At 73.0% G+C, this 24,884-nt stretch carries 16 protein-coding genes and 1 pseudogene; 13 read left to right on the top strand and 4 right to left on the bottom strand.

Annotated features, from left to right (window positions below):
• The first annotated feature begins 45 nt into the window (after nt 1-45).
• Nucleotides 46-966 (top strand): class I SAM-dependent methyltransferase, encoded by a 921-nt coding sequence (locus ABGB06_RS12270; RefSeq protein WP_347588286.1) that lies wholly within the window; start codon nt 46-48, stop codon nt 964-966.
• Nucleotides 967-1,038: 72 nt separating this feature from the next.
• On the opposite strand, the gene ABGB06_RS12265 is transcribed toward ABGB06_RS12270, so the two are convergent.
• On the bottom strand, nt 1,039-1,575 hold the full coding sequence (locus ABGB06_RS12265) for a hypothetical protein (protein ID WP_347588285.1): 537 nt from the start codon (nt 1,573-1,575) through the stop codon (nt 1,039-1,041).
• A 489-nt stretch (nt 1,576-2,064) separates the two neighbouring features.
• Here ABGB06_RS12265 and ABGB06_RS12260 point away from each other — a divergent pair, with 489 nt between their 5' ends.
• Both ABGB06_RS12260 and ABGB06_RS12255 read left to right on the top strand, forming a co-directional pair.
• Complete coding sequence (locus ABGB06_RS12260) at nt 2,065-2,760, top strand: response regulator transcription factor (RefSeq protein ID WP_347588284.1); 696 nt, start codon at nt 2,065-2,067, stop codon at nt 2,758-2,760.
• Between the two features lie 122 nt (nt 2,761-2,882).
• Nucleotides 2,883-3,968: pseudogene (locus ABGB06_RS12255) on the top strand (HAMP domain-containing sensor histidine kinase); the annotation flags it as partial.
• 75 nt (nt 3,969-4,043) lie between these two features.
• On the opposite strand, the gene ABGB06_RS12250 reads toward ABGB06_RS12255, so the two are convergent.
• Complete coding sequence (locus ABGB06_RS12250) at nt 4,044-5,495, bottom strand: aromatic amino acid ammonia-lyase (RefSeq protein ID WP_347588412.1); 1,452 nt, start codon at nt 5,493-5,495, stop codon at nt 4,044-4,046.
• A gap of 159 nt (nt 5,496-5,654) precedes the next feature.
• On the opposite strand from ABGB06_RS12250, the gene ABGB06_RS12245 reads away from it, so the two are divergent.
• From ABGB06_RS12245 to ABGB06_RS12220, 6 genes are read left to right on the top strand one after another with little or no spacing between them, the layout of a single operon-like run.
• Entirely contained in the window at nt 5,655-7,205 is a 1,551-nt protein-coding gene (locus ABGB06_RS12245; protein ID WP_347588410.1) for an NAD(P)-binding domain-containing protein, read from the top strand.
• Nucleotides 7,192-8,769: a long-chain fatty acid--CoA ligase gene (locus ABGB06_RS12240; RefSeq protein WP_347588283.1), complete on the top strand. Its 1,578-nt coding sequence runs from the start codon at nt 7,192-7,194 to the stop codon at nt 8,767-8,769. The genes ABGB06_RS12245 and ABGB06_RS12240 overlap by 14 nt, the downstream gene beginning before the upstream one ends.
• Nucleotides 8,770-8,779: 10 nt before the next feature.
• A complete protein-coding gene (locus ABGB06_RS12235) occupies nt 8,780-10,372 on the top strand; it encodes an NAD(P)-binding domain-containing protein (RefSeq protein WP_347588281.1) in 1,593 nt (530 codons plus the stop codon).
• On the top strand, nt 10,369-11,469 hold the full coding sequence (locus ABGB06_RS12230) for an alpha-hydroxy acid oxidase (RefSeq protein WP_347588279.1): 1,101 nt from the start codon (nt 10,369-10,371) through the stop codon (nt 11,467-11,469). The genes ABGB06_RS12235 and ABGB06_RS12230 overlap by 4 nt, the downstream gene beginning before the upstream one ends.
• Complete coding sequence (locus tag ABGB06_RS12225; RefSeq protein WP_347588277.1) at nt 11,460-12,854, top strand: cytochrome P450; 1,395 nt, start codon at nt 11,460-11,462, stop codon at nt 12,852-12,854. The genes ABGB06_RS12230 and ABGB06_RS12225 overlap by 10 nt, the downstream gene beginning before the upstream one ends.
• On the top strand, nt 12,851-14,164 hold the full coding sequence (locus ABGB06_RS12220; protein ID WP_347588276.1) for a cation:proton antiporter: 1,314 nt from the start codon (nt 12,851-12,853) through the stop codon (nt 14,162-14,164). Before ABGB06_RS12225 ends, ABGB06_RS12220 begins: the two co-directional genes overlap by 4 nt.
• Before the next feature lie 132 nt (nt 14,165-14,296).
• Here ABGB06_RS12220 and ABGB06_RS12215 read toward each other — a convergent pair whose 3' ends face one another.
• Both ABGB06_RS12215 and ABGB06_RS12210 read right to left on the bottom strand, forming a co-directional pair.
• A complete protein-coding gene (locus tag ABGB06_RS12215) occupies nt 14,297-15,700 on the bottom strand; it encodes a beta-xylosidase (protein WP_347588275.1) in 1,404 nt (467 codons plus the stop codon).
• Between the two features lie 359 nt (nt 15,701-16,059).
• The gene (locus ABGB06_RS12210) at nt 16,060-17,898 is read right to left on the bottom strand and encodes a S8 family serine peptidase (RefSeq protein ID WP_347588273.1); all 1,839 of its coding nucleotides are present in this window, start codon (nt 17,896-17,898) and stop codon (nt 16,060-16,062) included.
• Between the two features lie 447 nt (nt 17,899-18,345).
• Here ABGB06_RS12210 and ABGB06_RS12205 point away from each other — a divergent pair, with 447 nt between their 5' ends.
• The 4 genes from ABGB06_RS12205 (at nt 18,346) to ABGB06_RS12190 (ending at nt 24,884) form a co-directional block, all read left to right on the top strand.
• Nucleotides 18,346-19,149 carry an SAM-dependent methyltransferase gene (locus tag ABGB06_RS12205; protein WP_347588272.1) on the top strand — a complete coding sequence of 268 codons (804 nt, stop codon included), beginning with the start codon at nt 18,346-18,348 and terminating at the stop codon, nt 19,147-19,149.
• An 894-nt stretch (nt 19,150-20,043) separates the two neighbouring features.
• Nucleotides 20,044-22,566, top strand: coding sequence for a GH116 family glycosyl-hydrolase (locus tag ABGB06_RS12200; protein ID WP_347588270.1), 2,523 nt, complete (start codon nt 20,044-20,046; stop codon nt 22,564-22,566).
• A 39-nt stretch (nt 22,567-22,605) separates the two neighbouring features.
• The gene (locus ABGB06_RS12195; protein ID WP_347588268.1) at nt 22,606-23,922 is read left to right on the top strand and encodes a sugar ABC transporter substrate-binding protein; all 1,317 of its coding nucleotides are present in this window, start codon (nt 22,606-22,608) and stop codon (nt 23,920-23,922) included.
• On the top strand, nt 23,919-24,884 hold the full coding sequence (locus tag ABGB06_RS12190) for a sugar ABC transporter permease (protein WP_347588266.1): 966 nt from the start codon (nt 23,919-23,921) through the stop codon (nt 24,882-24,884). The genes ABGB06_RS12195 and ABGB06_RS12190 overlap by 4 nt, the downstream gene beginning before the upstream one ends.

The following is a 24,884-nucleotide window of genomic DNA, read 5'->3' as shown; positions in this document are numbered from 1 at the left end:
GAAACCGGTGGAGTCGGCTGATCGTGGGTCGGTAGCGTCCGCGGGGTGACCTATCTGAGTGCGTTGGGGTACCTGCTGGGGCTGGAGGGGGTCGCCCTGCTGCGGGGGCTCCGGGAGGGGAGCGCGGACCGCGCGTTCGTCGAGGCTCGGATCGCCGAGATCCGCGGGCTGCTCGACACTCCGGCGCTGGCGCGGGCCGAGGGCGTGACGGCGGCCCGCGGAGCGATCGGCACGGCCGATGTCTACCGGTCCTGGGCGGCGCACTACGACGCTCCCGGCAATCAGATGATCGACATCGAGCAGCCCGTCGTCCAGCGGATCCTGGACGGGCTGCCCGTCGGCGTCGCGCTGGACGCGGCCTGTGGCACCGGCCGGCACACCGCCCATCTGCACCGGCTCGGCCACCGCGTGATCGGCGTCGACGCCTCCGCGGAGATGCTCGCCGGGGCCCGCAGGAAACTCCCGGACGTCGACCTCCGCGCGGGCGACCTGGACCGGTTGCCGTTGGCCGACAACGCGGTCGACACCGTCGTGTGCGCGCTCGCGCTGACGCACGTACCCGAACTCGTCCCCGTGCTGGCCGAGTTCGCACGGGTGCTGCGACCGGGCGGGCATCTGGTGATCTCGGACGCGCATCCGCTCGTCCCCTACCTCAGCCCGACCCTGCCCCGTGGCGTCGGGCCGGACGGCCGCCCGGCCCTGCTGACCGAGTACCACCGCCCGCTCAGCGCCTACCTCGCCGCCGCACTCCCGCTCGGCTTCCAGGTCCGGCACTGCGAGGAGCCCCGCCGCCCCCGCCCCAGCTTCGACCCCGACACCGCCCCGGATCCGCTGCCGACGCAGCTCTCCTGGGACCTGCCGTACTGGTGCCCGGAGGCCTCGGCGACGGCCCTGGACGACTCCCCGGTCGTGGTCGTCTGGCACTTCCAACTCGATGACGCGACCCAGCGAAGTGGAAACTGCTGAACGCCCGTGCCGATTTCTCTCCCGAGACCGTGGGTGGCGGCCGTGGCGGTGGCCGGCACCCACGGTCTCGGGTCAGTTGAGGATGGTCGCCTCGAGGGAGGTGAGGTCCACGTCCTGGCCCACGAGGCTTTCGACCTTCGACAACTCTTCGGTGCGGTCGTCCCATTCGATCGCCAGGGTGTCGCCGTTGAGCCGGAGCGTGACATTCTCCAAGGAGAAAGGCTCACAGGAGAACAGGACCGGCTCCCAGTCAAGGCTGCCCGTGACTCCCGGCTCCTGCGAGCAGACGCTGCCCGTTCCGGAGTTCCCGTACAGGATGCCGTCCTGGGTCGTGTAGAGAGTGACGCCGTCGGCCTCCCAGTGGGCGTACCAGCCTTCGCCGCCTCCGGCACCATCGCCGGGCATGCCGCTGGACCCGCCGGTGGTCTCGAGTTCGAGCTCGTCGGCGTCGGGGAGCCCGGCGCCCCCGCTGTCCTCACCGCCGCCGCCGCCGGTCAGGCTGCCGCCGGTGAGACCGCCGCCGCCGAGGCCGCCGCCCTCGTCGTCGTCGCCGCAGCCGGTGAGCAGCAGGGCGGCCGCCATCGCGGCCGCGGGAGCGATGAGTTTCATGCGTGTGCCCATGGATGTTCCCCCGTCATTGCTGTGATGGGACGATTAATGGGCCTCACGATAATGAATCCACGAGGGAAATTCCAATCGGTTCCGCGGGAAAGTGTCGAGAAAGAACCAGGAAAGCGGAGTATGAAATATTCGACGTGATATACGTGCGGAATTCCTGTGCGGTCGGGGTCGGGGAGCGAATGCGCTCCGCGTCGCACTGGTATTCCTGGCGGGGCTTGAGGCCCGGCGGCGACCGGCCGGGGCGGGGCGTACGGCCGTGCGGGCGGGACCCGCCGCCGTGGCCCCGGCGGTCCGGCTCCGGGCTCGACGTGTGGAACGCGCCAGGCCTGTCCGAAAGCGGGGTGCTCGTGGGGCGGGTGAGCTTGCTTATATTGATCGCAGCTCGCAACACACCATGTCCGTCGCGCCCGTGCCCAGTACCGACTCCGGTGTGCTCACGGACACTTCGCATCGACCGCAGTGCGGGAGTGGCATGTCATGAGTGTGCAGGGCACGACGCGGTTCCGACAGGCCGACCGCTGCAGGTTGCTCCTGATCGAGGACGACCACGAGCTCGTCGAGTTGCTCTCCGGCGCGCTGCGCGACGAGGGCTACACCGTGGACGTGGCCCTGGACGGGCACCGCGGGTTACACCTCGGGCTGACCCGCCCGTACGACGTCGTGATCATCGACCGCAGGTTGCCCGCCCTCGACGGTCTCGACCTCCTGGTGCGGCTGCGGTCGCGGGCCGTGCGGACCCGGGCGTTGATGCTCACCGCGCTGGGCACCGTGCACGACCGGATCGACGGACTGGACGCCGGCGCGGACGACTACCTGGTGAAGCCGTTCGAACTGGACGAGCTGAGCGCGCGGCTGCGCGCGTTGTGCCGGCGGGCGCTGGAGCTGACCGACGCGCTGCCCATCGGCTCCGGGTACCTCGACATCGTGCAGCGGGAGGCCGTGCTCCCCACCGGCGAACACGTGCCGCTCTCGGCGCGGGAGTTCGCGCTGCTGCGGGTGCTCGCGACCCACGCGGACACGGTGCACACCCGGGCCGTGCTACGGCGCACGGTGTTCGGTGACGCGTCCGCGGCGTCGATCGTCGACACCTACGTGTACTACCTGCGGGCCAAGCTCGGCCGTTCGGTGGTGCACACGGTGCAGGGGCTCGGCTACCGGCTGGGGACGCTGTGAGTGGTTCGTGGGCCGAGGCGGAACGGGCGGTGATCTGGCGGGCGCGGCTGCGGGTCAGCGTGCTGGTGGGGCTGGCGATCACCGTGCTGGTCACGGTCGTCGGCGGGGTCGCCTACGCGGTGATGAAGCACGCGCAGGACGTGCAGGTCGAGCGCGAGCTGCGGTACAACGCCGAGCACGGGACGCCGGCCACACCGCCGGGCTGCACGTGGCTGTTCTCCCTCGACGGCGGCGACGTCGACGGCGGGGTGCTGCCGGCGCCCGCGGGTTTCCCGCTGCGCGGCGACCTCGACGCGGTGCGGGTGTCGGGCGAGGAGATCGAGCGCACCGTGAGGCGCAACGGCACGGTGTACCTGGTGCTCACCCGGCCGGGAGCGGGCGGCAGCACGGTGCAGGCGGTGTTCGACACCCGCTACCAGATCGCCGACCGGCGGCACCTGCTGGCGGCGCTGGCGATCGCGGAGTTCGGTGGCCTGCTCGCGGCGGTCGTCACGGGACTGCTCGTCGGCACGCGCACGGTCGCGCCCCTGGCGGAGGCGCTGGCCAGGCAGCGACGGTTCGTCACCGACGCGAGTCACGAGCTGCGCACGCCGCTCGCGCGGGCCCACACGCGGGTGCAACTCCTCGCGCGCCGCGCCGCGGTGGCCGACCTTCCCGACGAACACCGCGAAGGGCTCGCGAAGCTGGCCGGCTCCATCCGCGAGATCGGGGACGTGGTCGACGACCTGTTGCTGTCGGCGCGGCTGTCGGAGCGGTCGAAGGCACTCGGCGGGCGGGTGGTCGACCTCGCCGCCCTCGCGCAGTCCGCGGTGGCGGCGGAGACGGACCGGGCGGGCGAGCGGCGGATCGCGCTGACCGTCGAACGGACCGCCGGCCCGCTGGTCGTCACCGGGATCGAGACCGCGTTGCGGCGCGTGGTCGACGAGTTGCTGGCGAACGCGGTGCGACACACCCCCGCCGGCGGCCGGGTCGAGGTGCGCCTCGGGCCGGTGGGCGGCCGGCACGTCGAGCTGACCGTCGTGGACACCGGCGAGGGGTTCGATCCGGCCGACGCGGACCGGCTCTTCGACCGGTTCCACCGCGGGCCGGGCGAGTCGGACCGGCGCTTCGGGCTGGGGCTGGCGCTGCTGCGGGAGATCGTGACGAGCCACGGGGGCACGGTCGAGGCGACCGGCCGGCCGGGCCGGGGCGCCCGGTTCACGCTGCGGTTGCCCGTGGCCGGCCCGGGCCCCGGCGCCGGCCCTGGCGCCGTGGCAGTGGCCGGGGCCGGGGAGAGGGACGGGTCAGCACCGGGTCCGGGTGACGAGCTCGGCGGCGACCCGGACGTCGGCGTCGAGCGGGCGGTCGGGGTCGACGGGCTGGATCGCGTCGGCCAGGGCGTCGAGCAGCGCGGCGCATCTCGCCGCGGTGGGGCGGCGGCCGCCCACGTGGACGGCCTGGCGCAGGCCGAGCGCGAGTGAGCCGCACAGCAGCCAGAGCAGTTCGGCGAGGTCGTAGGCGCGCAGCGCCGCCTGGGTGCCCAACGGCACGACGTCCTGGTTGTGCAGGTTGGTCGGCAGGCTCTGGGTGCTGGCCGGCACGGCGTTGCGGCGGATCTCCGCGACGAACGCGGTGGTGGCCAACTGCACGCCCTGCAGCCCGTGCTGGCGCCCGGGGCCCGCGGCGAGCATGGGCGGCAGGCCGGTGTTGCGCGCCGGGTCGACGAGCAGGTCGAGCTGGCGTTCGGCGAGATTGCCCAGCGACGCGGTGACCATGGCGAGCACGTCGGCGGCGAACGCGGCGGGCTGACCGAAGAAGTTGCCGCCGTGGGCGACCAGGTCGTCGTCGGGGAAGAACAGCGGGTTGTCGCTGACACTCGCGAGGTCCGCGGCCACCACGCCGTCGACGTAGCGCAGCGCGTCCTCGGCGGCGCCCAGCAGTTGCGGGGAGCACCGGATGCTGTAGGGCTCCTGGAGGGGCCGGTCGCCGCTCGGTACGGCACCGGCGCTGGTCGTGCGCATGCGCGTGGCGACCGCGGTGGCGCCCGGGTGGCCGTAGGCGGCGATCAGGCGCGGTTCGAGGAACCCCGTGTCGCAGCCGAGGACGTCGGCGAGCAGGCAGGTCAGGTCGCAGAGCGCGCGGTGCGACGCCCGGACGCAGTCGAGCGCGAGCGAGGTGGCCGCGGTGGTGACCGAGGTGCCGTTCACCAGTGCCAGCGCGTCGCGGCCGTCGAGGGCGAGCGGGGCCAGGTCGGCGCGGCGGAGCGCCTCGGCGGCGGGCAGCCGCTCGCCGTCGACGTAGGCGTGGCCGCGGCCGCGCAGCGCCTGGGTGGCGTAGGCGAGCGGGATGAGGTCGCCGCTCGCGCCGACCGAGCCGTACCGCGGCACCGCCGGGACCAACGTGGTGGCGAACATCGCGGCCAGCCCGTCCACGACGTGCCCGGAGACGCCGGAGAAGCCCTGGGCGAGGGACCACGCGCGGACGAGCAGCGCGGCACGGGTGATGTCGGCGGGCAGGTCGGGGCCCTGCCCGGCGCCCAGATGCGCCAGCGTGTTGTCGCACTGGTCGGCCTCGTCGGCGCGGCCCGCGAAGCCGACCAGCGCGCCGAAGCCGGTCTTGGCGCCGTACACGGGTCGTTCGTCGTCGGCGAGCACCGACCGCAGGTACGTGCGGCCGCGGTCGACCCGCGCCCGCACGGCGGAGCCGAGGAGAACGGGCAGCGGCGCCGCGGCACGACGCAGGTCGTCCCCGTGCAGCGGGGCGCCGAGGTCGACGGGCGGGGCGGCGGGTGCGGTGGGATCGGTCGGAACGGTCGCAGTCACGTCCCCGACGGTAGGTGCCCGATCTCAGAGGGTTCTGAGATCACGTGGGTAGCTTCCTGCCGCATGGCTCACGACCACATGGTTCACGACCACATGGTTCACGACTGTCTGATCATCGGGGCCGGGCCGGCCGGGTTACAGCTCGCCGCCCTGGCCGAACGTGACGGTCGCGACTACGCCGTCCTCGAACGGGGCCCGGGCCCCGGCACCTTCTTCACCCGCTTCCCGCGGCACCGCACCCTGATCTCGATCAACAAGGTGCACACCGGCTACTCCGACCCGGAGCAGCGGCTGCGCATGGACTGGAACTCGCTGCTGTCCGACGACCCCGAGCTGCTGTTCACCCGCTACAGCCCGCGGTACTTCCCGGCCGCGGACGACCTGGTCCGCTATCTGGCCGACTTCGCGGCGGCCACCGGGGTCCGGGCGCACTACGACACCGACGTCGCGCGGATCTCCCGCGACGACGCCGGGTTCGCCGTCACCGACCGCGGCGGACGCACCTGGCGGGCCGCCCGGGTCGTCATGGCGACCGGCGTCTCGCGGTTGTACGTGCCGCCGATCCCCGGCATCGAACACGTCGAGCGCTACGACACCTTCGACACCGACCCGGCGTCGTTCACCGACCAGCGCGTCCTGGTGATCGGCAAGGGCAACTCGGGGTTCGAGACCGCGGACTCGCTCATGGAGCACGCCGCGGTGATCCACGTCGCCGGCCCGCATTCGGTGCGGCTGGCGTGGCAGACGCACTTCGTCGGGCACCTGCGCGCGGTGAACAACAACTTCCTGGACACCTACCAGCTCAAGTCGGAGAACGCCGTCCTCGACGGCACCATCGAGCGCATCGAGCCCAGGACCGGCGGCGGATTCCGCGTCGTGTTCCGCTACGCCCGCACCGTGGAGCGGCTGCGGGAGCTGGAGTACGACCGGATCATCGCGTGCACCGGGTTCCGGTTCGACGCCTCGGTGTTCGACGAGAGCTGCCGTCCGGCACTGGTGATCAAGGACCGGTTCCCCGAGCAGACGTCCGCCTACGAGTCGACCACGGTGCCGGGACTGTACTTCGCCGGCACGCTCACCCAGGCCCGCGACTTCAAGAAGTCCACGAACGGGTTCATCCACGGCTTCCGGTACGGAGCCCGCGCGCTGCACCGGATCCTCGGCGCCCGCCACCACGACACCCCGTGGCCGACGACCGCACTGGACGCGTCGCCGGACGCGATCAGCGACGCGATCGTCGCCCGGGTGAACCGGTCCTCCGCCGTGTGGCAGCAGTTCGGGGTCATCGGCGACGTGGTGACGGTGTCCGGCGCGACCGCCCGGTACGCCGAGGAGGTGCCGGTGGCCTACGTCGCGGACGGCGGACTCGGCCCGGCGGAGCACCGGTTCGTCACGACGCTGCAGTACGGTCCCGACCACGACACGGTGGACCCGTTCGACATCTCCATCCCCCGCGTCGCGGAGAACGACGCCGCCAACGCGCACGACGCGAGCTACCTGCATCCGGTGGTGCGCCACTACCGCGACGGCGCGCTCGCCGCGACCCACCACCTGGCCGAGAACCTGGAGAACCACTGGGACCTGCCGACGGTGCACCAGCAGCCGCTCGCCCTGTTCGTGAAGGAATGCCTTGCCGGGGCCTGAGGCGCGGCCCGAGACGGTGCTCGAAACGGAGACAGGGCCCGACGCCCGTCCGTTCCCTGGCGCGGTGCTCGACGCGCTCGCCGCCGCCGCGGACCGGCCGGTGTTCGAGCACGGCGACCGCACGCTCACCGGCGGGGAACTGCTCGACCTCGTCGCCCGGATCGCGGCCGGACTGCGGAACGAGGGGCTGCGCCCCGGTGACGGCGTCGCCCTGCTGCTCGGCGTCACCCCGGAGGCGTTCGCCACGATCCTCGCCGCCCACGCGGTCGGGACCCGGGTGGTGGGCGTCCGTCCCGGCCTGCCCGACGCCCATCTGCGCCACCTCCTCGGCCTCGACATCGCCGCGGTGCTCACCGACGGCTCCGCCCCCCGAGTCACCGCCACCACGCGGCGCGACCAGCGCACGCTCACCGTCGACGCGCTGCGCGCGACCCCGGCCGCGCCCCTGTCGCCGGAGGGTCGGCCCGACGACGTCGCCCGGCTGCTCCACACCAGCGGCAGCACCGGCACGCCCAAGGCGTGCGCGCAGACCTACGCGGCGATGACCGCCGCGTGGGCGGCGCGGCCGGCGGCGTGGCCGCCCGCCATCCGCGCGCTGGCCGCCCGGCTGGACCGCTTCCTCGTGTTCGGGTCGCTGTCCAGCCAGGTGATGTTCGAGTACGCGGTGCTGACCCTCGCCGCCGGCGGAACCGCGGTCGTCGCCGACAACCCTCCCCCAGCCTCCGGCCGGGGGGACCCCCATATCGCTTCGCTCGCCGCCGCGATCACTCGGCTGCGGGGCACCGCCAGTGTGATCACCGTGCCGCGCCTGGCGAGGCTCGTCGCCGCACAACGCCGCGATCCGGCCGACCTGTCGACGCTGCGCGCACTGATGGTGTCCGGGTCGCCCCTGACGCCGGACCGGCACCGCGAGGCGCTGGACGTCCTCGGTCCTGTCGTGTTCCACGGCTACGGCCAGACCGAGACGGGCATGATCGCGATGGCCACCCCGGACGACGTCCCCGGATCGGTCGGCGTCCCGCCCGCCGCGGTCGAGGTGCGGATCCGCGACGCGCACGGCGCGCCGGTCCCGGCCGGGGTCGACGGCGAGCTGTTCGTCCGCACCGCGGCCCAGGCGACGGGCTACTGGGGCGAACCCGCCCGATCGGCGGAGGTGTTCACCGGCGGCCTGGTGCGCACCCGCGACCTCGGCCACCTCGACGGCGACGGCCGGCTCCACCTGACCGGCCGGACCCGGGACGTGGTCATCGTCAACGCGAACCTGCACTACGCGGGTCCGATCGAGCGGGTCATCGCCGAGCACGAGGACGTCGCCGAGGCGTACGTGGTCGCCGTGCCGGACGAGGACACCGGCGAGGCGGTGCACGCGTTCGTGGTGCCGGCCACCGGCCGGACGCCCCGTCTGCCGGCGCTGCGCGCGCTGGTGACCGCCCGGCTCGGGGCCGCCTGCGCGCCGGTGCGGCTGACCGCGATCGCCGAACCGCCGGTCGCGCCGAGCGGCAAGCCGGACAAGCGCCTGCTGCTGTCCCGGCTCGCCCATCACCCAGACATCACCGAGACGTGAGGAGAGAGCCGTGTCCAGCGAGGTTTCGACGGAGTGTCTCGTCCTCGGCGCCGGCCCCGCCGGGCTGCAGGCGTCGTATCTGCTCTCCCGAGCGGGCCGGGACCACCTGGTGCTCGAGGCCGGGGACGCGCCCGGCACGTTCTTCACCCGCTTCCCCCGGCACCGCACGCTGATCTCCATCAACAAGCCGAACACCGGCTGGGACGATCCCGAGCTGAACCTGCGGACCGACTGGAACTCGTTGCTGTCCGACGACCCGTCGCTGCTCTTCACCGGCTACACCCCGCGGTACTTCCCGGCCGCGGAGGACATGGTCCGCTATCTGGCCGACTTCGCCGCCAAGCACGACCTGCCGGTCCGCTACGGCACCAGGGCCGTGTCGGTGGCCCGACCCGACGGCCGTGGCGACTTCGCGGTCTCCGACCAGCACGGCGCCACCTACCGGGCCCGGCGGATCATCGTCGCCACCGGCGTCTCCCGGCCCTACGTCCCGCCAATAGAGGGGGTGGAGCACGCCGAGGACTACGGCGACGTGTCGGTGGACCCGGCGGACTTCACCGGACAGCGGGTGCTGATCATCGGGCGCGGCAACTCGGCGTTCGAGACCGCCGACAACCTCATCGAGACCGCCGCGGTGATCCACCTCGCCGGGCCCGGCTCGCTGCGCCTCGCCTGGCAGACCCACTTCGTCGGCCACCTGCGCGCCGTCAACAACAACTTCCTCGACACCTACCAGCTCAAGTCGCAGAACGCGGTGCTGGACGGGACCGTCCTGAGCATCCGGCGCGACGGCGACGGGTACCTGGTGCCGGTCGCCTTCACGCGGGTCGCGGAGCGGGTGAAGGAGATCCGCTACGACCGGGTCATCCTCGCGACCGGTTTCCGCTTCGACGCGTCGATCTTCGCGGACGAGTGCCGCCCCCGGCTGACGATCAACGACCGCTTCCCGGACCTGACCGCGGCGTGGGAGTCGGCGAACGTGCCCGATCTCTTCTTCGCCGGCACCATCACCCAGTCCCGGGACTTCAAGAAGTCGACCAGCGGGTTCATCCACGGCTTCCGGTACAACGTGCGCGCCCTGCACCGGATCCTCGAACACCGCTACCACGGCGTGCCGTGGCCGAGCCGGAACCTCGCCCAGGGCCTGGCTCCGGTGGCCGACGCCGTCATCGAGCGGGTGAACCGCACCTCCGCGCTGTGGCAGATGTTCGCGTTCATGTGCGACGCCGTGCTCGCCGGCCCGGACGGCTCCGTGCGCTACGCGGAGGAGGTGCCGGTGGACCACCTGCACGAGGCGGTCGGGCGCGGCGACTTCGGCGGCGTCGACTCCTACCTCGCGGTGACGCTGGAGTACGGCGCGGGCCACGACCAGGTCAACCCGTTCGACGTCACCGCCGGCCGGACCTCCCAGGAGGACACCAGCGGGCTCGACGGCCGCTACCTCCACCCGGTGGTGCGGCACTTCCGCGCCGGCGCGCTCGTCGCCGAGCACCACCTGACCGAGAACCTCGAGAACGAATGGGACAGCGAGGACGTGCACCGCGCGCCCCTGCTGGCGTTCCTGCGCACCCAGCTCGCCAGGCCCGCCGTGGGTGCCCCGTGAGCGCGGACCTGTCCGGGCTGCGCGAGCTGCACCGGAAGGCCCGCGCGGCGCTCGACCCCGTGCACTACGACTACTACGCGGGCGGCGCCGGCGACGAGGTCGTGCTCGCCGAGAACGAGGCGGCGTTCCGGCGGCTGGCGCTGCTGCCCAGGGTGCTGCGCGGCAGCCCGGCCCGCGACATCGCCGTCGACCTGCCAGGTGGCCGGCTGGGCCTGCCGGTGCTGATCGCGCCGACCGCCTTCCACCGGCTGGCGCACCCCGACGGCGAGCTGGCGACGGCCCGGGCGGCCGCGGCGGCGGGCACCGTCCTGGTGTCCGGCATGGCGTCCACGGTGGGGATCGACGACGTCACGACGGCGGCCCGCGCGGTCGACGCGGACGCGGCCGTGTGGTTCCAGCTCTACCTCCAGCCGGACGAGGACGTGACGGCGAACCTGGTGCGGCGGGCCGAACGGGCGGGCTGCACGGCGCTGGTGGTGACCGCCGACTCGCCCGTGTTCGGCCGGCACCGCCGCGACGTCCGACACGGCTTCCACGACCTGCCGGCGGGTCTCGCGGCGGAGAACATGCGGGGCCTCTCCGGCGGCCCGCCGGGCGGCACCCGCGACATCGAGATGTCCCCCGCGGTGTCGTGGGACCACCTGAGCCGGCTGCGGGAGCTGACGTCACTCCCGTTGTGGCTCAAGGGAGTCCTGCATCCACAGGACGCGCGGCGCGCGGTGCGGCACGGCGTGGACGGGCTCTTCGTGTCCAACCACGGCGGCCGCCAGTCCGACCTGGCGCCCGCGGCCCTCGACGCCCTGCCGGCCGTGGTGGCCGAGGTCGCGGGCCGGATGCCGGTGGTGCTGGACGGCGGTGTGCGCCGCGGCGGCGACGTCGCCGTGGCCCTCGCGCTCGGCGCGGCGGCCGTCGGGATCGGCAGACCGGTGCTGTGGGGCCTGGCCGCGGACGGCGAGGCCGGGGTGGCGCGGGTGCTCGCCGTACTGCGCGACGAGTTCGACCACGTGCTGGCGCTCTGCGGCGGGCGCGGCCTCGCCGACCTGACCCCCGATCTGGTCGTCACCCGGGGACCGGGGAGGTGCGGACGATGCGGGTGACCGGGCTGCTCGCCGCCGCGGCGGTGCTGACCGCCCCCCGCTGGCTGCCCGGGCGGGTGGTCGCCCTGCGCGCCAAGGTGTTCGAGAAGGTCAACGGGGACAACGCGATCACGTTCCCGAACGCCGAGCTGGGCCCCGCGCGCTTCCGCGAGCTCTACGGTCATCCCGCGGCGAACGGCCGCAGCAGGGGCGCCAGGCTCTCGGACCTGTTCTGGTACTGGCTCGCCCCCGGCCCCGAGGTGCACCAGGAGCATCTGGAGGCGGGCCCGCGCTACGACGACGTGGCGCGGACGACGCTCGCCCTGCTGTCCGGGCCGAGCGAGGCGCTGTCGGCCGCGGCGGCCCGCTGCGCCGGGCGGGTGCTCGACGAGTTGGTCACCGGGCGGGTCACCCTCGTGCGGCTGCGCGACCTGATGATGCCGGTGTGGGCGGAGTACTTCCACGAGCTGGTGTTCGCGGAGCCCTGCCCCCGCGCGGCGCGCGACCTGATCGTCGGGCACGCCGACGACGTGGTGACGGCGCTGAAGTGCACCGGACTGCGCCACCCCGCCCGGCGGGCGCGGCTGACCCGTTACCTCGCCCGGCGGGTCGCGGCGGGTGACGTGCGCCTGCCGCTGCCCCCGACCCTGACCCGGGCCGAACAGGTGCACTACCTGCAGGGCACCTTCTTCAACACGGCCGTGGTGCAGATGTCCGAGGCGATGGCGCACCTGCTGCTCGCGCTCGCCCACCACCCGCACGTCGCGGCCCGGCTCGCGGGCGACCCGGCCGACGAGCGCTACTTCGCGCACGTCCTCGACGAGACCCTGCGGCTCTACCCGCTGTTCGGCATCGCGCACCGCGTCACGACCGCCGACATCGCGCTGGACGAGCACACCACGATCCCCGAGGGATCGGTGTTGTGCTTCAGCTACCCCGACTACCACGCCACCGGCCACACCGCCCCCGACGTGTTCGACCCCGACCGCTGGGACCGGGTCTCGGCCCGCACGGCGCACCACATCCCGTTCGGCGTCGCCGCCAACCGGCCGTGCCCCGCGTGGCGGCTCTCGCCGCTGGCGCTGCGGGCGGCGACGGCCGAGGTGCTGCGCCGCTTCCGGCTGCACTCCACCGTCACGCACACCCGGTCGCTGCCGAGCCGGGGCCCGTGCCTGCTGCTGCGGGCCGCCGCCGCGCCGATCGCGCCGTGGCGCCTGGCCCTGCTGGGCGTGTTCCTGCGGGTCCGGGACCGGTGGGAGGGCACCTGGCTCGGCGTCCTGCAGCTCGCGTTCGGCACCTGGATGGTCCTCGACGCGCGCAGGCTGCGCCTGGCCGGACGCTACTTCGACACGCACGACACCCAGGGCTGCCCCGTTGCCACCCGACCTGAGGAGGTCACCGAGTGAACCAGATCGAGTTCGCGCTGAAGGTCTTCGCCGCACTGGCGGTGGTGCTCGCCGCGACAACGCTGTGCGGGCGCCTCGCCATGCTGGTCAGGCAGCCCAGGGTGGTCGGCGAGATGGTCGCCGGGGTGCTGCTCGGGCCCGCGCTGTTCGGCGCGGTCACGCCCGGCGTGCAGGCCCAGTTGTTCCCCGCGGACGTCAAGGACGTCCTGTACGTGCTGAGTACCATCGGGCTGACGTTCTACATGTTCCTCGTGGGCGCCTCGCTCGACCACGGCCTCACCGGGGGACGGAACATGCGGCGCGCGTCGGTCCTCGCCGTGTCCGGCATCGTGCCGACGTTCCTGCTGGGGGCCGCGGCGGGGGCGTTGTTCTTCTCGACGCTGAGCCTGGACGGGGCCAGCAGATGGGAGTTCATGCTGTTCGTCGGCGGCGCGCTGTCGATCACCGCGTTTCCGATGCTGGCCCGGATCCTGCAGGAGCGCGGCATCGCCAACACGCCCATCGGCGGCCTGACCCTGGTGGCGGCCGCGATCGACGACGCGGCGGCCTGGGTGATCCTCGCCGTGATCATCGCGGTCGGCGCGGCGGGCAGCCCGCTCGACGCGCTGGACACCGTGGCGGGCGCGGCGGTGTTCGCGGCCCTGATGCTCACCGTCGGGCGCAGGCTGCTCGGCAGGCTCGGCGAACGGGTGGAACGCGAGGCCGGAATGAGCCGCGACATGATGGCCCTCGTCCTGCTCCTGGTGCTGGTGGCGGGGTGGTTCACCGACTACATCGGGGTGTTCTCGGTGTTCGGCGGGTTCATCACCGGCCTCGCCATGCCGCAGTCGGCGACGATGCGCCGGGAGTTGGAGACTCGCCTGACCGACCTGAACTCCATCCTGCTGCTGCCGGTGTTCTTCGCCTTCAGCGGGCTGAACACCGAGGTCTCCGGCTTCGGCGCGGGCGGCACCCTGTGGTTGCCACTGGCGGTGATCATGCTGGTCGCGTTCGCGGGCAAGTACCTGGGATGCGCGGCGGTGGTGCGGCTGCAGGGCTACTCGTGGCGGTACGCGTCGGCCGTCGGCGGGCTGATGAACGCGCGCGGACTGATGATCCTGGTCTTCATCAACATCGGCCTCGCACACGACATGGTGTCCGACGAGACGTTCGCCATCCTCGTCGCGGTGGCGATCGTGACCACCGCCGCCGCGATGCCGATCTACCGGGCGTCCCTGCCGGGCGGACAGGACCGGGCCGGGTCCGACGTCGCCCCCACGGGCCATGTCCCGGCGCCACTGGTCCCGGCGGCGGACCCGAACGCGCCGTGACCTCCCTGCCGGTGGGGGACCGTCACAGGGCCTGGACGATCCCCCACCGGCGTCCGCGCGCTCACCCCCGCCGGGCGGGGAAGGACATGCGGCCGACGGGCTCGGGGACCCGCCCGAACGGCCGCCGCCGGCTCATCCCTGACCGGCCGACTGGGCGCCGGCCCCCGAGGGCGGCAGCAGGGTGATGGTGAACGTCTCGTCGGCGTTGGTGTGCGGCAGGTTGACCGTCGTGGCGTTGTTGGACAGGGTCACCACGGAGTTCTGGACGGTGACCGGGCCCTGGACCGCGCCGCCGTTGTTGTACGGGATGCGCTCGACGAGCACCCGCACCTGGTTGTTCTGCACCACGCCGCTGACGGTGTTCAGGTTCTGCAGGTTGACCGCGACGTTGCCCGTCGTGCCGCCACCGCCGACGAGGATCTTCGCCGAACCGTTCGCCTTGGTGGCGAACGCGTCGTACGACTGGCTGGGGGTGGTGGCGGCGATCTGACCGGTCTGCGACGCGTAGAAGCGGTAGACCCACCACTCGCCCTTCGGCTGGTGCTGCCCCGCCGCATCGCGGACCAGCAGGCCGGCGAGGTCGTTGTGGAGAGCCCCGCCGCTGGCCCAGTTGGCGCGTAGGCCGTCGGCGCCGGCCCGCTCCAGGCGGGTGATGTACCAGGCGCCGTCGCCGGGGTTCTGCTCCTGGGGCGAGGCATACTCGTTGATCTGGTAGGGACGCGGGTGTGGGATGCCGCGCGCGTCGAGGCTGGCGTTCGCCGCCGCCACGTTCGCCACCGGATCGCTCGGCAGCGCGTGCCAGCTGAAGATGTCCGGGATCACGTTGTTGGCGCGGACGAAGTCGAGGTACTGCGTCCACCACGAGCCGCCGGTGGACGGGACGCCGGCGAGGCTCGGGCCGACGATCAGATGCGAGGGGAACGCCTGGCGGACGCGCTCGTAGGTGCGCCGCCACAGCTCGAAGTACTGGGACTGGGACCGGTTCCAGAACAACGAGAGGTTGGGCTCGTTCCACAGGTCCCACTGCACCGGGACGCCCGTCGCCCGCACGTCGTTGATCAGCCGGGTGAGGAAGGCGTCGTAGTCGCTCCAGTCGCCGTTGTCGCCGGGGAAGCGGGAGATCGGATAGCCGTCGGCGCCCCACAGGTCGTGGACCAGCAGGATGAACTCGCCGCCCAGCTCCCGGGTGCGCAGCAACTGGTCGCGGGTCGAGTTCCACCGGCGGTCGTAGCGTCCTGACACCCAGCCGCCCGGGCCGTCGAGCTGTGCGCCGCCGGCCCGCATGTACTGGAAGTTGACGTCCTCGTAGAAGTGGTCCGCCGGGCCCGACGCGTTCTCCGTCATGCCGTAGATCCACCCGGAGGCCCGGTAGGTCGGGGAGCCGCCCGCGTTGGCGAAGTTGACGGTCAGGGACTCGTCCGCGGCCTGGGCCGGCGTGCTGAGCGTGACCAGGGACGTGACGACGACGGCGCACGTCGCGAGGAACGCGGCGATCGAGAGTCGGCGTCTGCGCCGCCTGCTGGGTGTGATGTCCACACGTGCCTCCGTGGCAGAGGGGGAAGGGGGATAGGGAGATCACGGAACCGCGGTCCGCCCCGGGAACCGACGAGCCGTCGCGCGGTCCGGGCGGTGGGGAGCGCGCCGGGGGGAGTTCGCCTGTGCACCATGAGGGGCTCCGGACGGGCCGATGACAGTTGTGTCGAACCGGTTCGACAGCAACGTACGCGCCAATCAACGGCAGCACAACGCCGCGGACACGCCAACATCGAACCGGTTCGAAAGACGGCGCTATCGCACCATGTGGTCCGGCTGGTCCGGGAGTTGCCGCGGGGTGACGCGTCAACCATCGGATCGGCCGCCGGGATGTGCCCCGGCGGCCGATCCGTGGGACGCGCCTACTGGTTCAGCAGGTCCCCGGCGCCGACCTGCAGGGTCACCGCGCCCGGGGTGCGCACGGTCTGGCCCTCGCCGGTCGCGGTGACGGTCACGCTGTAGAGGTGCGGCAGACCCAGCAACAGGTTCGCGCTCACCGTGACGCCGGAGGTGCCGCCGGCGGGCACCGTCAACTCGTCCCGTCCGAGCGTGAAAAGCCCGTCCGGCGCGGAGCCGCTGAGCGAGAGCCGCAGCGTGACGTCCTCGTCGCCCAGGTTGCGGTACTCCAGCTTGCGGCTGGTCTGGCCGTCGAGGTCCACCAGACCCGAGCTGAGCGCCAGCGAGGACGGCTGGGCGACCACCGTCTGCTCGACGGCGGCGGCCACGTCGACGCGTCCGGCGCCCTGTTGGAACTCGGTGGCGTCGGCGGTCGGGCGGGCAGAGCCGACCAGTGCGGCCTTCAGGCGCTCGCCGGACCACCGCGGATGCTGGTCGGCGAGCAGCGCGGCGGCCCCGGCCACGTGCGGCGTCGCCATCGAGGTCCCGTCCAACCCGACGTAGCCGTCCGCGACCGGTACGCCCTCGGTCTCGACGATGCTGCCCGGGGCGGCGGCCGCGGCGATGCCCACGCCGGGCGCGGTGACGTCCGGCTTCACGGCGCCGTCGCGCAGCCGCGGGCCGACGGAGGAGAAGTCGGCGAGCGCGTCCGCGTCGTTCACGGCGCCGACCGTCAGGGCCGCGTCGGCGGTGCCCGGGGTGCCGACCGAGCCGGCCCCGGGCCCGCTGTTGCCGGCCGCGACGACGAACAGCGTGTCGGACTCGGCCGACAGGGTGTTCACCGCCTGCTCCAACGCGTCCACGGTGACCGGGGCCGAGCCGCCCAGGCTCATGTTGACGATGTCGGCGCCCTGGTCGACGGCCCATTCCATGCCCTGGATGATGTCCGAGGTCTGGCCCGAACCGTCGTCGCCGAGGACCTTGCCGTTCAACAGCCGGGCGCCCGGCGCGACGCCCGCGTAGTCGCCGCCGTGGTGGGCGCCGGTGCCGGCCGCGATGGACGCCACGTGGGTGCCGTGCCCGTAGTGGTCGTCGGCGTCGGCCGCGTCGGTGAAGTTCCGCGAGGCGATCACCTTGCCTCCCCCGCCGGACAGGTCCTCGTGGCGGGTGCTGATCCCGGTGTCCAGGACGGCGATGGTGGTCCCGGTGCCGTCGTAGCCGGCCCGCCAGGCCCGCGGCGCCCCGATCTGCGCCACGCTCTCGTCCAGGGTGGCGTGCACCGCCGCGTCCAGGGAGATGCTCGCGACGCCGGGGGCGTCGGCCAGCGCCCGCCAGGTGGCGGCGGCGTCGTCGCCGGCGATGCTCAGCGCCTCGCCGTTGATGGCCGACAACTCGGCGGTCACCTCGGGACTCGGCGCGTCGGCGGCGCCGGAGAACAGCGAGGACCTGACGTCGTCGCCCTCCGCCGACTCCGCGTAGGTGACGATCACGGGCAAGGCGGCGTCCGCGGTGTCGGTGCCGTCCGCGTCCTCCGCGTCCTCCGCGTCGGTCGCCTGGGCCGCCGCCCGGCCGAGTTCGGCGACGTCGAACAGGCGCGGGTCGAGCACGCCGTCGTCGATCAACCGCCGGGCGTCGTCGGGTATCACGTGCGTGGAGCCCTGGTCCCGCAGTATCCGGAGCGGAACGTTCTCCCGGCCCTCGGCGGGGAGGACGTCGGCGACCTTCCCCTGGGCGTCGAGCACGACCTGGTCACCGGTGACGAGGGTGACCTCCCGCTGGTCCTGGGCGGCCGCCGGCGAGGCCGCCGCCAGGCTCGCGGCGAGCACCGCGGAGACGAGCGCGGCCCTGGCCGAACGTGAACCCATCGAAAATCTGTTCATGCACGTGAGATCCCGCCGCGCGTCCGACCTGATGCCCGTGTGACGTGGGGGCCTTGTGTGGGTTGGCCGCCGAAGCGGGGACCGGCGGGAGGAGATAGGGGGCGGCCGGCGACCGGTGGGCGGCGCGGTGGGTGGCGCGTGGAGTCGCTGTGCGGGTGGGTGGCCTTCTCGTGAGGACGCGGCGGTTACCGAGGAGATCGACTTCAGAGTTGATCGGATGATGAGGGATCATGTGCGGGTGGTTCGTCGTTGTGATCTTTCGGATGCCGAACGGGACGTGTTGCCGCGGTCCCTGACGTGTTCGGGTGACCGGGTGGTGCGGTGCGGGGTCGATGCGGATCGTCGCCCACGCGCGGGCGCTGTGCGCGCGGATCAGAGAGCTACCCGAAACCGGCCGGGCCGCCGTGCACACCTGACTGGAGATGACCACCGATGAACGATCGCAAGGACCCACCCGGCGTGCGGCCGAGCTCCGCCCGTACCTGGTTGTACTGGCTCGACCAGGACGCGAAGGACACCTACGAGGTGGACCGCGTCGTGGGCCGGATGATCGCCGAGGAGTACCCGATAGTCCCGAGGCTGGCCGTCGCCTCGCGGTATTTCCACGAACGCGTGGTCGAGCACATGGCCCGCAGCGGGCTGCGGCAGATCCTCGACATCGGCGTCGGGATGCCGCTGCCGGGCCGCAACACCCACGAGCTGGCCCAGGCCGTCGCCCCCGCCTGCCGGGTGGTGTACGTGGACCACGACGACGTCATCCTCGCCCACCAGCAGGCGCTGACGGGGAACACCACCCCCGAGGGTGAGACCGCCTACGTCCACGCCGACGCCCGGGACACCGCGGCCGTCCTGGACGCGGTCAGCGAGATCCTCGACCCGGACGAGCCGATCGGCCTGACGATGATGTCGATGCTCGGACACATCGCGGAGGCCAACGAGCTGGTCTGCTCCTACGTCGAGTGGCTCCCGCCCGGCAGCTGGCTCGCCCTGTGCGACACCCGGCGCTCGCCCGAGGTGGACGAGATGAACCGGAAGTACGCCGACGCCGAGGCCGACCCGTACGTCGCCCGTGAGCTCGACGAGATCCGGGCCCCGGTCGACGCCATGGGGCTGGAACTCCTCGGCAACGGCTTCGTCCCCGTCAGCCTCTGGCATCCGGACCCGGGACAGGACGTCGCCGACGCGACCCTGAACTCCGAACTCCCGCAGTGGGGATTCGTGGCCCGCAAGCGGTGACGCTCCGCGTCGTTTACTCCGCCCGACCCACCGGCCGGCCTGCCTGCCCGCCCGCCCGCCCGCCCGCCCGCCCGGTGCGGTGTACCCGGCGCCCCGGGCACACCTGTCCGGCCTGCCGGCCGCACCGGGACGGTGATCGCGGGCTGGGGCGGACGTGCCTGTCCGATCTGCCGGCCGCCCGGCGCGGTGATCACGGCACCCGAGCGGGCGTACCTGGCCGGTCTGCTGGCAGCTGGATGCCGGGGACGCGTGGGTGCGGGCGGGCACACGGGTTCGGCCTGCTGGCCGCTTGGTCGGTGACGCGGGTCCGGGGCGGGGGCACTCGTCCGATCTGCTGGCCACCCCGGCGCCGGGGGCCGGCGCCCCGGCCGGCCGCACCCGCCCGACCTGCCGGCCGCTCGGCGCCGTGCACGCGGAGCCGGGGCAGGCGCATCGTCCGGCCTGCCGGCCCCCGGCGCCGGGGACATGGGCCCGTGGCGGCGCGCCCGTTCGACGTGGGAACGCGGGCCAGCGCTGTTCGCCCCGTCGATCCGCCGGCCGTCCGACGCGCGGCCCGGCTGGCCGGCGGAGAACGCCGCCGGCGCGTGCGTGAACGTCCGGGTCCTCGTCGGCCCCTGGCGCGCCCGTGAGGGCCCCGGCCCGCGCCGCCCTGGTCGGTCCCTGACCTCCACCCTGCCCGCCCCTGCCCACGGCATCGGCCACTCTTCCCTGCCGGGCCGGCAAGGTCCTCGCCTGACCGAGAAGGGCCGTTCCACGAGGGACTTCGTTCCCAGGTCTTGAAATCGATTGCACAGCCTGTGCATCCTTCCCTCCTACACTTCGCGGCTGGTTGAAAGGAATCGATTTCTCGCCACGTCGTCCTGCCTTCCCACACGTCCTCCCAGGAGTTCCCCCATGGAGATGCCGCCACCGTCCGGAACGAACCCCCACGACGACCGCGCCGCCGCGGAGCCCTGGCCGGTCGTCCGGACCTACCGCGGCCGGGACCTGGCCCGCGTCGCCATGCCCGTCGGCGGCGTCGGCACCGGGTGCGTCAGCCTGGGCGGCCGTGGCCAGCTCCGCGACTGGGAGCTGTTCAACCGCCCCGCCAAGGGCTTCACGCCCGACACCTTCTTCGCCCTGCACGTGTCCGACGGCGTCCCCGGCACGCCGGGCACCACCCGGGTACTGGAGGCGGCCCTGCTGGAGGACGAGTACGCCGGCGGGCACGGCAGCCGGTCCGCCCTGCACGGGCTGCCCCGTTTCCGGAACGGCGAGTTCGCCGCCGCCTACCCCTTCGGGCAGGTCCAACTGACCGACCCGGAGCTGCCCGTGGCGGTGGTGGTGTCCGCGTACAACCCCCTGATCCCCGGGGACGCGGACGCCAGCGGACTGCCGCTGCTCGTCTACCGCGTCCGGGTGCGCAACACCGGTGGCGCGCCGCTGGCGGTGAGCCTCTGCGGCAGCCTCCAGCACGTCGCCGGCCGCCGCGCGGACGGGCAGGTGCCCGCGGGCAACCGGTTCGAACTGGCCCGCGAGGGCGACGTCACGCTGCTCGCCGGCGGTTGTGGCGACGCGGTGGCCGAGGACGACGAGGCGTGGGGCAGCCTCGCCCTGGCCGCCGTCGGCACCCCGGTCACCAGTCACCGGCGCACCTGGGCGGACCGTTCCTGGGGCGACTCGCTGCTGGAGTTCTGGGACGACCTCGGCGAGGACGGCCAGCTCGACGAGCCCGCCGCCCCGGACCAGGGCGCCCGGGTGCCGACCGGGTCGCTGGTGGTGGGCGCGGCGCTGCCGCCCGGCGGCGTGGCGGAGTTCACCTTCCTGATCGCCTGGCACTTCCCCCACCGGCGCGCCTGGACCCATCGCCCCGCCCCGGCGCCGGTCCACGGGCACGGCGGCCCGGTGGTCGGCAACCACTACGCCGGGCGGTTCGCCGACGCCGCCGACGTGGTGCGCCAGGCCGTCCCGAGGCTGGCCGAGTACGAGCGCCGCACCCGCGCCTACGTGGAGACCGTCACCGGCTCCGACCTGCCGCTCTCCGTCCAGGACGCGGTGCTGTCGAACGCCGCCGTGCTGAAGTCGCCGACCTGCTTCCGCATCGCCGACGGCACCTTCCTCGCCTGGGAGGGCACCAACGAGGACCACGGCAGCTGCCACGGCAGCTGCACCCACGTGTGGAACTACCAGTACGCGCTGGAGCAGCTCTTCCCCGACCTGGCGTGGACGATGCGGGAGGTCGAGTTCGTCCACTCGCTGGACGAGCACGGCATGATGAGCTTCCGCACCGGACTGCCGCTGGCCACCGAGGGCACCGGCTGGCGGACGGCGGCGGCCGACGGGCAGATGGGCGCGCTGGTCCGGCTGTGCCGCACCTGGCAGCTCACCGGCCGGGACGACCTGCTGGCCCGGCACTGGCCGGCCGCGCGGCGGGCGTTGGAGTTCGCCTGGATACCGCTCGGCTGGGACGCCGACCGCGACGGCCTCATGGAGGGCTGCCAGCACAGCACCTCGGACGTGGAGTACTACGGGCCCAGCGGCGTCAACCAGTCCTGGTACCTGGCGGCGCTGGCCGCCTGCGCGCGGATGGCCGAGGCGGTAGGCGACGCCGACTTCGCCGCCACCTGCGCCGAGGTGCTGCGCAGCGGGGCCGCGAAGACGGACGCGGAGCTGTTCAACGGCGAGTACTACGAGCACCGGGTGCTGCCCGCCGGCTCCGTCGACCGCATCGCCGAGGGGCTGCGCATCCGCTACGACGACGGCGACAACCCGGACGTCGGCTCCGACGATCTGGTGAACCCCGACCTGCAGATCGGCCCGGGCTGCATGGCCGACCAACTCGCCGGCCACGCCCTGGCCCTCTCCTGCGGGCTCGACGACCGGCTGGACCGAGCCCACACGGCGACCGCCCTGGACAGCATCGTCCGGCACAACCACCGGGCGGGATTCCACGGCCACTTCAACCATCTGCGCACCTACGCCCTGGGCGACGAGCACGGGCTGCTCAACTGCACCTATCCGCACGGCGGCCGTCCCGAGCGCCCGTTCCCTTACTGCAACGAGGTGTGGACCGGCATCGAGTACACCGCGGCCGTCGCGCTGGCCGCGCACGGCGAGCGGGAACGGGCCGAGCACGTCGTGGCCGACGTGCGCGCCCGCTACTCGGGACGCACCCGCAATCCCTTCGACGAGGTCGAGTGCGGACACCACTACGTCCGTTCCATGGCCTCCTTCGGCCTGGCCCACGCCTGGCCTCGCACGGTGGTCGACGCCACCGCCCGGACGATCGAACTCGACCCGCTGCCGGGCCGCTGGCCGGTGATCGCCGGCGAACTGCTCGGCGTGGTCGAGGTGACCGCGGGGGCGGACGGACCGGCCGCGCGCCTCGTCGGCGCCGGGGGACGCGAGTCGTTCACCGTGGTGCTGCGCGCGGGCTGACCACGAGAGGCCGGACCGATCATGAAAGGACGGGACCCCATGGACCCGCACAGATCCGCCCACGTCCCACGGCGCCGGGTGTTGCGCGCCGCGGCCGCGGCCACCGCCTCCCTGCCACTGGCCTCCGCCCTGTCCTCCTGCCTGAGCCTGGAGGTGGAGGGCTCGCCGCACGGGCCGCTGGACGTGCTCTACATGGGCGACGCCACCCAGCAGGAGGCGTTCAACGCGCTCTTCGACGCCTTCCAGCGGGCGCATCCGGACATCGAGGTGCGGGCTCGCGGCCTCGCGGCCCGGGACTGGGGCACCTTCGCCAGCACCGTCTCCACCCAGATCGCCGGCGGGCAGGTGCCCGACGTGGTCCAGGTGGCGACCGAGGGCCAGCGCCTCTTCGCCTCCAAGGGCCTGATGGAACCGCTGGACGCCTACATCGCCAGGGACCGCGCGCTGGTCGACGCGTACTTCGCGGACGTCGACCCGCGGCTGCGGGAGTGGACCGAGACGTACGGCTCCACCGACGGGAAGACCTACTACATACCCGGCGGCTACAACACCGCCGTGCTCTACTGCAACACCGAGGTCTTCGACCAGGCCGGGGTGGACCTCCCCACCGACGAGTGGACCTGGGACGAGTTCCGCGAGGCCGGCCTGGAGATCAAGGAGCGGACCGGGGCGTTCCTGATACCGCTCGGCTTCGGCTTCCCGTTCGTCGACATCATGCCCTGGCTGCTCACGAACGGGGCGAGCACGCTCAACGACGCCTGGGACGAGGGCACCTTCGCCAGCGACGCGGCGGTGGAGGCGGCGACCTTCGTCAAGGGGCTCATCGACGACGGGCTCTCACCGCAGCCCGGCGGCGCCTACGACGCGATGGGCCAGTTCAACAACAACGCGCTGGCCACCCTCGGCGGCGGCCGGTGGCCCACCCTCGACGTGCGCCGCCTCGAGATGCTCGACCGGGTGCGGATCGTGAGCTGGCCGGTCAACGCCGGCCACGGGTCCCCGGTCGGCTGGGACGGCTGGCCCATCCTCAAGGCATCCAGGAAGAAGGAAAAGGCCTGGACCCTCCTCACCTGGCTGATGTCCCGGGAGGCGTCCGTCTTCTACGCGACGACCGGCGGCACGACGGTGCCCGCGCGCAACTCGGTCGCGACCAGCGCCCCGTTCCTCGACGAGGCGCCGCCGGGCAGCGAGGCGCTGCCCGAGGCCGTCACCTACGGCACCCCGATCCCGTCTCCCGAGCGCGGCGGCGAGGTGCAGACCGCCGTCACCCAGGGCTGGCAGGCCGCCATCACCGGAACGGACTCGGTGCGCGGGGCCCTGGAGTCGGCCAACGAGAGGCTGGGAGGGCTGCTGTGACCACCACCGTTTCCACGCGTCCGGTGCCGCCCGACGGAGGGGCCGCCCGGGCACGCGCCGGGGCCCGCCGCGTCAGGCCCGGCCGCCGATCCCGCGACCAACGGATCGGGTACCTGTTCCTCACCCCCGCGGCGCTGCTCTTCGTGGTCTTCGTCGCCGGTCCCTTCGTGGCGGCCGTTGCGCTGAGCTTCTACTCCTGGGACCTGCTCACCGCCGCGGAGTTCAACGGTCTCGGGAACTTCACCGAGATGGCCGGCGACCCGCTGCTCTACCGGGCCCTGGGCAACACCTTCCTGTTCGCCCTCGCCTCCGTGGTGACCCACGTCGTCGGCGGTCTGCTGCTGGCGCTCGCGGTGAACCGGACCATGAGCCGGGTGCTCTCGTACTTCGTGCGCACCGCGCTGTTCTTCCCGTTCGTGATCTCCTGGGCCGCGGTCGCGCTGCTGTGGAGGTACGTGCTGGACCCGACCTTCGGCGTCGTCACGCACTACGTCGGGGAGGCCGGCCTGACCAGCCCCGACTGGTTCATCGACCCGGACTGGGCGCTGCCGGCGATCATCGGCATCGACCTCTGGCACACCATCGGGTTCACCTTCGTCATCATGCTCGCCGGCCTCCAGACGGTCCCCGCGCAGTTGATCGAGGCGGCCCGCTGCGACGGGGCCAACCGGCGACAGATCCTGTGGCACGTGACGCTCCCCGCGATGTCACCGACGATCTTCTTCGCCGTCGTGATCACCTTCATCGGGGCGTTCCAGGTCTTCGACCCGGTGCAGATCATCACTCCGCAGGGCGGACCCGACAACTCCACCCTCACGATCGTCATGTACCTGTACCAGAAGGGCTTCCAGACGTTCCAGGCCGGCTACGCCGCGGCGGTCTCGCTCCTGGTGTTCGCGGTGATGCTGGTGGTCACGCTGGTGCAGTTCTGGGGAGCCAGGAAGTGGGTGCACCACCAGTGA

This window comes from Streptomyces sp. B6B3 (genome assembly GCF_039871525.1).
Lineage (GTDB): Bacteria > Actinomycetota > Actinomycetes > Streptomycetales > Streptomycetaceae > Streptomyces.
The sequence above is the reverse complement of the archived record's forward strand: the minus strand, read 5'-3'. Positions and strand labels throughout refer to the sequence as shown.